Below are 11,551 nucleotides of genomic sequence, written 5' to 3'. Positions count from 1 at the left end.
CCTCTCCTCAACACCCCACGCACCCGCTCCACGCACGCCTCGGGCACCGCCCCCTCCTTGCGCACCAGCAATCCCAGCGTCCGCACTTGCGCGAAATCGTCCATCGGCACCCTCGCCACGCCCGGCGCGGTGAAGCAGTCGGGCATCACCGTTACCCCCACGCCCGCGGCGACCAGCGCCAGGATGCGGTCGTCGCTTCTTGAGCGGGCGGCGAAGAAGGGGCGGACGCCGCGCGCAGTGAAGTGCTGGCTGGTTGCGGCGAGCAGCTCGCAATGGCGGCGGACCAGCATCACATTGTCGGCAAGTTCCTGCGCGGCGATGCTCTGGCGCTGGGCCAGGGGGTGCGCGGCGGGCAGGGCGAGGGCATAGCCTTCGCTCGCCACCGGCTCGAACCGCTCGCGATGGCGGCCCTGCGGCTCCATCGTCACCGCCAGGTCGATCCGCGCCGCGTCGAGCCGGTCGATCAGCTCGCTCGCGCGGCCCTCGACGAATTCGGTGCGGATGCCGTCGAGTTCGGCCAGCGCCTCGGCCATCGCCGCGACGATCGCGGTCGGCAGCGTCGAGAGCACGCCCAGCCGCACGATCGCATCGGGCCGGTGCTGCTTCATCGCCTCTTCGGCCAGGTTGAACTGTGCCTCGATCCGCCGCGCATGCTCGGCAAATTGCGCGCCGGTCGGCGTCAGGTCGACGCGGCGGTTGGAGCGGTGGAACAGCCGCTGGCCGACGCTCTCCTCCAGCCGCGCGATGCCGACCGACAGCGTCGGCTGGGTGACGTTGCAGCTTTCCGCCGCACGGGTGAAATTGCCATGTTCGACCACGGCGAGGAAATAGCGCAGCAGATAGCGTTCGATCATAGACAGCGTCTAGGATAAACCCCTTTCAATATCAATTTTCCTTTGTTGACTTGCGGGCCTAGAACCGGTGCGATCAGAGCTCCAGGAGAGGATGCCGCCATGTCCATGATGCCCGATTTCGACTTCGCTTTGGGCGAAGCCGCCGAGATGATCCGCGACACCACGCGGCGCTTCGCTACTGACAAGATCGCGCCGATCGCCGCGAAGATCGATGCCGAGGACTGGTTCCCGCTCGAACTGTGGCCGCAAATGGGCGAGCTCGGCCTGCACGGCATCACCGTGGACGAGGCCGATGGCGGCCTGGGTCTCGGCTATCTCGAGCATGTCATCGCGATGGAAGAGGTGAGCCGCGCGAGCGCCTCGCTGGGCCTGTCCTACGGTGCGCATTCGAACCTCTGCGTCAACCAGCTGCGCCGCTGGGGCAATCCGGAGCAGAAGGCGAAATATCTGCCCGGGCTGATCTCGGGCGAGCATGTCGGGTCGCTGGCGATGTCCGAAGTCGGCGCAGGATCGGACGTCGTGTCGATGAAGCTCAAGGCCGATGCGGTCGCGGGCGGCTACCGGCTCAACGGCACCAAGTTCTGGATCACCAATTCGGCCTATGCCGAGACGCTGATCGTTTACGCGAAAACCGGAGAGGGATCGGGCGGGATCACCGCCTTCATCATCGAAAAGGGCATGCCGGGTTTCAGCATCGGCCAGAAGATCCAGAAGATGGGGATGCGCGGGAGCCCTACGGCGGAACTGGTGTTCAACGATTGCTTCGTTCCCCAAGAGAATGTCATGGGTCCGCTCAATGGGGGCGTCGGCGTGCTGATGAGCGGGCTGGATTACGAGCGCGCGGTTCTGGCCGCAGGTCCGCTCGGCATCATGCAGGCGTGCCTCGACGTGGTGCTGCCCTATGTGCGCGAGCGCAAGCAGTTCGGCCAGCCCATCGGCGCGTTCCAGATGGTGCAGGCCAAGGTCGCCGACATGTATGTCGCGCTCAACAGCGCGCGCGCCTATGTCTATGCGGTGGCGCGCGCGTGCGATGCGGGCAAGACGACGCGCTTCGATGCTGCGGGTGCGATTTTGCTGGCCAGCGAGAATGCGGTGAAATGCTCGCTCGAGGCGATCCAGGCGCTGGGCGGGGCGGGCTATACAACCGACTGGCCGGTCGAGCGTTTCCTGCGCGATGCCAAGCTGTACGACATCGGCGCGGGCACGAACGAAATCCGCCGCTTCCTGATCGCGCGCGAACTGATCGGAGCGCGGTGATGCAATATTGCGCGGCCATCTGCTCTGTCCGTCACCCTGAACTTGTTTCAGGGTCCATTTCTCCCCACGCGGCTTCGGCTCATCGGGCACGATGGATGCTGAAACAAGTTCAGCATGACGGAGGTTTGTGATGACCGCGCCCGTTCTGGACACGAAAATCGACACCAATTCGGAAAGCTACCGCGCCACCTTTGCGCACAACAGCGCGCTGCGCGACGAGCTCTGGGCGAAAGTCGCCGAGGCCGCGCTCGGCGGCAATGCCAAGTCGCGCGAGCGGCACACGGCGCGCGGCAAGCTGCTGCCCCGCGATCGCGTCGAGCGGCTGCTCGATCCGGGCTCGCCCTTTCTCGAGATCGGCCAGCTCGCCGCCTGCGATCAATATGACGGCGAAATCCCCGGCGCGGGCATGATCGCCGGGATCGGCCGTGTCTCGGGCCGCCAATGCATGATCGTGTGCAACGACGCCACGGTGAAGGGCGGCACCTATTATCCGATGACGGTGAAGAAGCACCTGCGCGCGCAGGAGATTGCCGAGGCGAACCGGCTGCCGTGCATCTATCTCGTCGATAGCGGCGGCGCGAACCTGCCGCACCAGGCCGAGGTCTTCCCCGATCGCGAGCATTTCGGCCGCATCTTCTTCAACCAGGCGAACATGAGCGCGAAAGGCATTCCGCAGATCGCCTGCGTGATGGGCAGCTGCACCGCGGGCGGCGCGTACGTCCCCGCGATGTCGGACGAGACGGTGATCGTGCGCAACCAGGGCACGATCTTCCTCGCAGGTCCCCCGCTGGTCAAGGCCGCCACGGGCGAGGAAATCAGCGCCGAGCACCTGGGCGGCGGCGACCTGCACGGCCGCAAGTCGGGTGTGGTCGATCATGTCGCCGAGAATGACGAGCATGCGCTCACCATCGTGCGCGACATCGTTTCGCATCTGGGGCCGATCCCCAAGCCGAACATCGACCTGCGCGATCCGCGCGCACCCAAGTTCGATGCGGAGGAGCTGTACGGCATCATCCCCTCGGATGTCCGCGCGCCGTACGATGTCCACGAGGTGATCGCGCGGCTGGTCGACGGCAGCGAGTTTCACGAGTTCAAGGCGCTGTACGGAAGCTCGCTGGTGTGCGGTTTCGCGCATATCTGGGGGATGCCGGTGGCGATCCTGGCGAACAATGGCGTGCTGTTCAGCGAAAGCGCGGTCAAGGGCGCGCATTTCATCGAGCTGGCGTGCCAGCGGCGCATTCCGCTGCTTTTCCTGCAGAATATCAGCGGCTTCATGGTCGGCGGCAAGTACGAGGCGGAAGGCATCGCCAAGCATGGCGCGAAGCTGGTGACCGCAGTCGCGACGGCGAGCGTGCCCAAGGTCACCGTGCTGATCGGCGGTAGCTTTGGCGCGGGCAATTACGGCATGTGTGGCCGCGCCTATTCGCCCCGCTTCCTGTTCACTTGGCCCAATGCGCGCATCAGCGTGATGGGCGGCGAGCAGGCTGCATCCGTGCTCGCCACCGTCCATCGCGACGCGGACAAGTGGGACGAGCGCGAGGCCGAGGCATTCAAGGCCCCGATCCGCCAGAAATACGAGGACGAGGGCAACCCCTATTACGCGACCTCGCGGCTGTGGGACGATGGCATCATCGACCCCGCGCAGACGAGGGACGTGCTGGGCCTGGCCTTCGCGGCATGCCTGAACGCGCCGGTCGAGGAGGGCACGCGGTTTGGCGTGTTCCGGATGTGAGGGGGGTGGGTCGATACCCAAAATCCTCCCCGAGCTTGCTCGGGGAGGGGGACCGCCCGCGCAGCGGGTGGTGGAGGGGACGCGCATACCCCCGTCACCCTGAACTTGTTTCAGGGTCCATCCCGCCTGCTGCGTGGCGGCAGCGGATCAAAGCCAAATCCCACCGCCAGGTCCGCCCAATGCGGGTTTTCACTCTCGATCAGGTTGATCTTCCACTGGCGATGCCATCGCTTGAGCTGCTTTTCGCGCTCGATTGCGCCTTCCATGGTGTCGAACAGTTCGAAACGGACAAGACGGTGGACATGGTAACGCGACGTGAAGCCCTGAAGCTCGCCCGTCCGGTGATGGTGCAACCGACCGATCAGGTTCGAAGTGACACCGATGTACAGCGTTCCATAGGCGGCGCTGGCCAGAATGTAGACGCACGGTTGCCGGTCCATCAGGCCCTTAAAAATGCCGCACCATGGACCCTGAAACAAGTTCAGGGTGACGGAAGAGGTCATGCCCCATGCTGAAATCCCTCCTTATCGCCAATCGCGGCGAAATCGCCTGCCGGATCATCCGCACGGCGCGCAGCCTGGGTATTCGCACCGTCGCGGTCTATTCGGACGCCGACGCCAGGGCGCTGCATGTGCGCCAGGCGGACGAGGCGGTGCATATCGGGCCGTCGCCGGCGCGCGAGAGCTATCTCGTCGGCGAGAAGATCATCGCGGCGGCGAAGGCGACCGGCGCGGAGGCGATCCATCCGGGTTACGGTTTCCTGTCCGAGAATGCCGAATTCGCCGAGGCCGTGATCGCCGCCGGGCTGATCTGGGTTGGCCCCAAGCCGGACTCCATCCGCGCCATGGGCCTCAAGGACGCGGCGAAGAAGCTGATGGACGCAGCGGGTGTGCCCACCACGCCGGGCTATCTGGGCGAGGACCAGTCGCCGGAGCGGCTCGCGGCGGAGGCCGAGCGGATCGGCTATCCGGTGCTGATCAAGGCGGTCGCGGGCGGCGGCGGCAAGGGGATGCGCAAGGTCGATGACGCGTCCGGTTTCGCCGACGCGCTCATTTCGTGCAAGCGCGAGGCGGCGGCGAGCTTCGGCAATGATGTCGTGCTGCTGGAAAAATGGATCGAAAGCCCGCGCCATATCGAGGTGCAGGTGTTTGGCGATGCCCATGGCAATGTCGTCCATCTGTTCGAGCGCGATTGCTCGCTGCAACGCCGCCACCAGAAGGTGATCGAGGAAGCGCCTGCCCCCGGCATGGACGCAGCGACGCGCGAGGCGGTGTGCGGCGCGGCGGTGCGCGCGGCCAAGGCCGTGGACTATCAGGGCGCAGGCACGATAGAGTTCATCGCCGACGGCTCGCAAGGCCTGCGCGCCGACCGCATCTGGTTCATGGAGATGAACACGCGGCTGCAGGTCGAACATCCGGTGACCGAGGAGATCACCGGGGTCGATCTGGTCGAATGGCAGCTGCGCGTGGCCAGCGGCGAGCCGATCCCGCTGAAGCAGGAAGAGCTCAGCATCAACGGCTGGGCGATGGAAGCGCGGTTGTATGCGGAGGACCCGGCGAAGGGGTTCCTGCCGAGTATCGGGCGGTTGGAGCATTGCCGCCTGCCAGATGAGGCACGCATCGAAACGGGTGTGTTTGAGGGAGCGGAAGTCAGCCCATTCTATGACCCCATGATTGCAAAGATTGTCGTGCATGGCGGCGACCGCGACGAGGCAATCGAACTGCTTCGGGAGGCAAGCGAGCAGGTTGAGGTCGCGCCGGTGCGAACCAACGCGGCTTTTCTGGCCGCTTGTCTGCGGTCCGACCTTTTCTGTTCGGGCGATGTCACGACAGGCTTTATCGATCAGAACATCGACAGTCTTGTCGCGCCGAAGCGTAGCAACACTGCTTTGGCCGCTGCATTGAGCTGGCGGCTCGAACAGTTCATGGAAATAGATGCTGCGCGCTTCGATGCCTCGGCAGCCAATCCAAGCGCGCTTTTCGGCTTCCGATTGAATGCAAGTCGAGTGGCGGCGCGCCTCGACTTTACGCGAGATGGCGAGGCGCAGTTTGCCTTGGCTGAGGTCAAGGGCAGAGGGGCTGATTGGCGTTGGCAAGTTGCTGTCGACGGACGTGACATATTCGAAAGGCTGGATGACCTTCCGACAACCTATGGTGCTGACCCGGTCGAGCCCTTCGAGGGGCCAATCCGCGTGTTCGACGGCGGTGCCAGCGAAACCTTTGAATTTGGTGGTCGAGTAAGGGGCGGTAGCGGCCATGCTGTGGGCGACGGCTCCATCCTCTCCCCCATGCCGGGCAAGGTGATCGCGGTGGATGTGGCGGCGGGGCAGGCGGTGACCAAGGGGCAGAAGCTGCTGACGCTCGAGGCGATGAAGATGGAGCATTCGCTCGTCGCGCCGTTCGATGGCGTGGTCGCGGAATTGAACGTCAGCGAGGGCGCGCAGGTGCAGGTCGAGGCGCTGCTCGTGCGGGTCGAGGCGGCGGAGGCGTAAATGGCAGGCAAATATTTCGACGAATGGCAGATCGGCGACCGGATCGAGCACGAGATCCGGCGCACGGTGACCGAGACCGACAATCTGCTGTTCAGCACCATGACGCACAATCCGCAGCCGCTGCATCTCGATATCGAAGCAGCGAAGGCGAGCGAGTTCGGGCAGATCCTCGTCAACGGCACCTTCACTTTCGCGCTGATGGTTGGGCTGTCGGTGGGGGACACGACCTTGGGTACTTTGGTGGCGAACCTGGGGTACGACAAGCTTGTCATGCCCAAGCCCGTGTTCATCGGCGATACGATGCGCGCGACCAGTGAGGTGACCGAGCTCAAGGAATCGAAGTCGCGGCCCAATGCCGGGATCGTTACCTTCACGCACGAGCTGATCAACCAGCGCGACGAGGTGGTGTGCCGTTGCCTGAGGTCGGCTTTGATCAAGAAGAAGGACGCCTGATCCCGTCATTCCCGCGAACGCGGGAATCCCGCTTTTTCATCGACCGCTGCGCACGAGCGGGACCCCCGCCTGCGCGGGGGTGACAATAAGGGCTGGGAAATCAAGAACCTGCCGCATTTCGTATACTGATCGCTTGACCTGCCGCACCGCCCAAAGTCTAATGCCATACAGTCCAGTCCGGCAGCCCAAGGGGTCATCATGCGCGCATCCGTCCTTCTCGCTTCCTTGCTGCTCGGAACTGCAAGCGTCCCCGCGATGGCGCAGGACACCACGCAGACGCCTGCCGCCGCCAAGCCCGCGCCCGGCCCGATGGATGCGAAGCTGCGCGCGCTCTACGACGCCGAATGGGACTGGCGGCAGAAGGAACTGGCCCAGATCAAGGAAAATGGCCGCTGGGTCGATGGCGACCGACTGACCAGCGAAACTGCTGCCGATCAGGCGCGCAGGCTGGCTTATTGGCAGGATGTGCTGAAGCAGCTCGATGCGATCCCGATGGATCAGCTGTCGCCCGAGGAGCAGGTCAACGCCGCGGTGTTCCGCCAGTCGGTCTGGGAAAATGCCAAGGGATTGGAATACAGGACCTATGAAGCGCCGTTCAACAGCGACACCTTCTTCTGGGGTGGGCTGAACCCGCGCCAGGGCTTCGGCAACGCGACGGGCTACAAGCGCTATCTCGGGCGGATGCGCGATGTTCCGCGCTATTTCGACGAAAACATCACCAACATGCGCGCAGGGCTGGCGCGCGGCTATACCGTGCCGCGTGTCGGCATCGAGGGGCGCGACAAGACGATCGAGGCCTATACCGTGCCGGGCGAGGCCAATCCGTTTTACGATGCCTTCCGCGTGATGCCGCAGAACATGCCGCCCGCCGAACAGGCCGCGCTCCGCGCCGGGGCGCTCAAGACGATCGAGACGTCGGTGGTGCCCGCGTACACCAAGCTGCTCAGCTTCATGCGGACCGAGTACATGCCCAAGGCGCGCACCACGATCGCTGCCTATGCGCTGCCCGATGGGAAGGCCTTCTACCAGGACATGATCAAGGTCTTCACGACGCTCGACCTGACGCCCGAGGAGATTCACGAGATCGGGCTGAAGGAGGTCGCGCGGATCGACGCGGACATGCAGAAGACGATGCGCGAGACCGGGTTCAAGGGCACCTTCCCCGAATTCCTGCAATTCTTGCGCACCGACCCGCAATTCTATGCCAGGACCCCGCGCGAGCTGCTGGGCGCGGCGGCCTATACGGTCAAGAAGATGGACGGGAAGCTCAAGGACACGTTCAACTTCCTGCCGCGCTATCGCTTCACCGTGCTGCCGGTGCCCGACGTGATCGCGCCGATCTACACTTCGGGGCGCGGCGGGCTCGATGCCTGCTTGTTCAACACCTATGATCTGCCGCAGCGGCCCTTGTACAACATCCCCGCGCTGGCGCTGCACGAATGCAACCCGGGGCACAGCTTCCAGGCGGCGGTAGCGCTCGAAGCGCCGAACCGGCCCGAATTCCGCCGCCAGACCTATTTTTCCGGCTATGGAGAGGGCTGGGGCCTGTACACCGAATGGCTGGGATCGAAGATCGGCATCTACGAAACACCCTATGAGGAGTTCGGCCGGCAGACCTTCGAGATGTGGCGCGCGGCGCGGCTGGTGATCGATACCGGGGTGCATACCAAGGGCTGGACCCGGCAGCAGGCCATCGACTATCTCGCCAGCCATACCGCGCTCGCGCCGCGCGATGTCGAGACCGAAGTGGACCGCTATATCTCCTGGCCCGCCCAGGCTTTGGCGTACAAGCTGGGCGAACTGGCGCTGCGCAAGATGCGCGCCAAGGCGGAAGCCGAGCTGGGCGCGGCCTTCGACCAGCGGCCCTTCCACGACACCTATCTGATGCTCGGCTCGGTGCCACTGCCGGTGATGGAAGCCAAGATGGAGGAATTCATCGCCGCCGAGAAGGCGAAACTCGCCAAGGCGGGGAAGTGAGCCTCTTCATCCGTCATTATCCCGTCACCCCCGCGAAGGCGGGGGTGACGCTTCCTGCTCAAAGCTTCGCGCAGAAGCGGGATTCCCGCGTTCGCGGGAATGACGGGGGAGGGCGATCTGGGCTGTTTGCTATTCTGGCCCTCTGCCTTGCTGTGGCGCCCGCGCAAGCTGAGGCGCCGCCGCCCGAAGCGGAGATCCGCAGGGTCATTGCCGACATGGAAGCCGCATGGAATCGCGGTGATTTCCAGGGCTATATGCGCGGCTTTCTCAATCCCGGCGTGGTGTTCGTCTCGCGCGGGCAGTTCCAGCGCGACTGGCAGGGGACGCTCGACCATTATGTCCGCGATTATGGCGAATCGCCTGAGAAGCGCGGCACGCTGCATTTCTACGACATCAAGGTGGAGATGCTGGCCCCGGATGCGGCGCAGCTGATCAGCCGCTATCATCTCGATCGGGCAGAAAGCCCGCAATATGGCATCAACACCCGGCTGATGCGCAAGGTTGGGGGGCGATGGGTGATCGCGCTCAACCATGTCTCGTCGAGCGAGACGCCCGATCCGAACGACCCGGTCGAAGCGCACCGCCCATAAAAATCCTCCCCGCGCCAGGCACGGGGAGGATTTCGTGGTCCTTGCGAAAGCTTACGCCTTGCGGGTGCCGCTCATCGCCATGGTGCCGAACGCACCAGCCTTGATCTGGCCGGTGATGGTGTCGCCGTCGACGGTAGCGGTGCCCTCGAGCTTCATCGGCATCGGCACCTTCATGTCCATCGTCCAGGTCAGCGTGTTGCCGTCGACCTTGCCATCGGTGATGTCGAGCGAGCCCATCTGGCCGGCATTCGATCCGGTCCAGCTGTCGCCATCGACATTGACGGTCAGCACCGACTTCTGGTCGCCCATCGGCGACTTGGTCACGCAATCATATTGTCCAGCAACTGACATGGTATTCGTCCTCTCTAGTGTGGTGGGTTGAAGGTTGGCTTATTTGTCTCCGGCGGCAGGTGCCGCACGGCGAACCTCGACGGGCATGCCCAGTTCCTTGAGCTGCGGCTCGACCTTGGCGGCATCGCCCACGATCACCCAGGTCAGCGTCTTGGGGTTGAGCGCGGTGCGCATCGCCCCGTTGAGCTTCTCGGCGTCCATGCTGCGATACTGCGCGGCCAGGCTTTCGGCATAGTTGGTCGGGCGGCCATAGAGCGCGTCCGACTGCATCTGCGACAGCACCGCGGCCGAGCGCTCATAGGTGCCCGCCAGCTCCAGGCTGTTGCCCTTGACCGTGCGGTCGAGCTCTTCGGGCGTCACGCCCTTCGAGCCGATGAAGTCGTTCATCTGCTGGATGATCGCCGCGACCGATGGGCCGGTCTGGTTGGTCTGAACGGGCGCGAACGCGAGGAACGGCACGTCGTTCTTGGGCCGCTGGATCAGCGTGCGGGTCCCGTACGACCAGCCCTTGGTCTCGCGCAGATCCATGTTGATGCGCGAAAGGAAATCGCCGCCGAGGATGTCGTTCGCGGTTTCCAGCGCCAGCAGGTTGTCGGTACCCTTGGCCTTCAGCACCTGGCCCGCCAGGATCAGCGACTGCGGCGAATTGGGACGGTCGATTAGGATAATGCGGCCCTGGCCCGCCGGGATCGCCGCGCTGAAATCCTTCTGCATCAGCGCCATGCGGTTCGACGGCCATCTGCCGAAGCGCGCCTCGAGCATCGGCATGATGTCCTTGAGGCTGGTATCGCCGACCACGAAGATCGACGCGCGCTCGGGCCGCATCCACTGCGAATGATAGGCGGCGAGCTGGTCGCGGGTCAGCTTGGCGACCACCGCCGGATCGCCGGTGCCGGTCAGCGGCACGCCATAGGGGTGCGCCGGTCCGTAGAGCAGCGGCGGCAGGTTGCGCAGCGCGATGCCCTGGGGCTGGGTGAATTCGGCCTGGATGCGGGTGAGCTGCTGCACGCGCACACGCTCAAGCTCCTTGGCGTCGAAGGCAGGTGTGCGAATGACATCGGCGAGCAGGTCGAGCGACGGGCCCAGGTTCGCCTTCATCGCGCTCATCGAGACGATGGTGCGATCGAGATCGGACGAGGCGCTTATATTGGTGCCCAGCCGCTCCTGCGCTTCGGCTAGCTGCACCGAATTGAGCTTCTGCGTGCCTTCCTGCAGCAGCGCAATCATCAGGCTGTTGGTGCCCAGCGCATCCTTGGGATCGCTGGCATAGCCAGCATCGAAGCTCACCGCGACGCGCACCACCGGAACGGCGGTCCGCTTGGCGAAGCGCACCTTGATGCCGTTCGACAGCGTCGCTTCCTCGACATCGGGGAAATCGAGATCGGGCACCGCGCCGGCTTCGGGGAAGGTCGAGCGATCGACCGCGGCGAGCGGCTGCTTGCTCGCTGCGCCCGCCGCCATCGCGTCTTCGGCCATGCTCGAATAGAACGCTGGGGCATTGAGAACGCCCGTGCGCATCGCCGGGCCGCTGCCGGTCACCTGGCCCGTGCCGCCCGCGACCTCCTGATAGGCGTCGCGCTCACCGGGCAGCACGTGCAGCTTCGCGACCGGGCGCGTCAGCCATTTCTGCATCGCGGCAGTCACCTTGGCCGGAGTCATCGCGGCCAGCATGTCGAGCTGCTTCTTGTAGAAGGCCGGATCGTCCGAATAGAGCGCGCCCTCGGCCAGCGTCACCGCCTTGCCGGTAAAGCCGCCGACCTGTTCAAGGCCATTGATCCGCTGCGCCGCTTCGCGCGTCGCGACGCGCTGCACTTCGTCGGCGGTCGGGCCCTTGGCAATGAAATCG

General features: G+C 64.7%; 10 protein-coding genes. 6 read left to right on the top strand and 4 right to left on the bottom strand.

Going from position 1 to position 11,551, the window contains the following annotated elements:
* The coding region (locus tag AX735_RS12905) for a LysR family transcriptional regulator (protein ID WP_066280791.1) at positions 1-854 on the bottom strand (854 nt) is incomplete at its 3' end.
* A 108-nt stretch (positions 855-962) separates the two neighbouring features.
* On the opposite strand from AX735_RS12905, the gene AX735_RS12900 reads away from it, so the two are divergent.
* Together AX735_RS12900 and AX735_RS12895 are read left to right on the top strand one after the other, a co-directional pair.
* Complete coding sequence (locus AX735_RS12900; protein ID WP_171007802.1) at positions 963-2,111, top strand: isovaleryl-CoA dehydrogenase; 1,149 nt, start codon at positions 963-965, stop codon at positions 2,109-2,111.
* Between the two features lie 130 nt (positions 2,112-2,241).
* Entirely contained in the window at positions 2,242-3,843 is a 1,602-nt protein-coding gene (locus tag AX735_RS12895) for a carboxyl transferase domain-containing protein (RefSeq protein ID WP_066280785.1), read from the top strand.
* 110 nt (positions 3,844-3,953) lie between these two features.
* On the opposite strand, the gene AX735_RS12890 is transcribed toward AX735_RS12895, so the two are convergent.
* Positions 3,954-4,283, bottom strand: coding sequence for a GIY-YIG nuclease family protein (locus AX735_RS12890; RefSeq protein ID WP_066280782.1), 330 nt, complete (start codon positions 4,281-4,283; stop codon positions 3,954-3,956).
* A 68-nt stretch (positions 4,284-4,351) separates the two neighbouring features.
* Between AX735_RS12890 and AX735_RS12885 the strand changes: the two genes are divergently transcribed.
* From AX735_RS12885 to AX735_RS12870, 4 genes are all read left to right on the top strand, one after another.
* Positions 4,352-6,334, top strand: a complete 1,983-nt coding sequence (locus AX735_RS12885; protein WP_066280779.1) for an acetyl-CoA carboxylase biotin carboxylase subunit — start codon at positions 4,352-4,354, stop codon at positions 6,332-6,334.
* A complete protein-coding gene (locus AX735_RS12880) occupies positions 6,335-6,787 on the top strand; it encodes a MaoC family dehydratase (RefSeq protein WP_066280777.1) in 453 nt (150 codons plus the stop codon).
* Positions 6,788-6,985: 198 nt separating this feature from the next.
* A complete protein-coding gene (locus tag AX735_RS12875) occupies positions 6,986-8,764 on the top strand; it encodes a DUF885 domain-containing protein (protein ID WP_066280775.1) in 1,779 nt (592 codons plus the stop codon).
* Positions 8,765-8,895: 131 nt separating this feature from the next.
* Positions 8,896-9,354, top strand: coding sequence for a nuclear transport factor 2 family protein (locus tag AX735_RS12870; protein ID WP_082751080.1), 459 nt, complete (start codon positions 8,896-8,898; stop codon positions 9,352-9,354).
* A gap of 51 nt (positions 9,355-9,405) precedes the next feature.
* Here the strand turns inward: AX735_RS12870 and AX735_RS12865 are convergent, their stop codons facing one another.
* Entirely contained in the window at positions 9,406-9,705 is a 300-nt protein-coding gene (locus tag AX735_RS12865; RefSeq protein ID WP_023838966.1) for a hypothetical protein, read from the bottom strand.
* Between the two features lie 39 nt (positions 9,706-9,744).
* A partial coding sequence (locus AX735_RS12860) for a M16 family metallopeptidase (protein ID WP_202189575.1) occupies positions 9,745-11,551 on the bottom strand: 1,807 nt, incomplete at its 5' end.

The organism is Blastomonas sp. CCH1-A6 (assembly GCF_001556365.1).
Taxonomy (GTDB): domain Bacteria; phylum Pseudomonadota; class Alphaproteobacteria; order Sphingomonadales; family Sphingomonadaceae; genus Blastomonas; species Blastomonas ursincola.
Note: the sequence above shows the minus strand (reverse complement) of the source record. Positions and strands in the feature narration are given on the sequence as shown.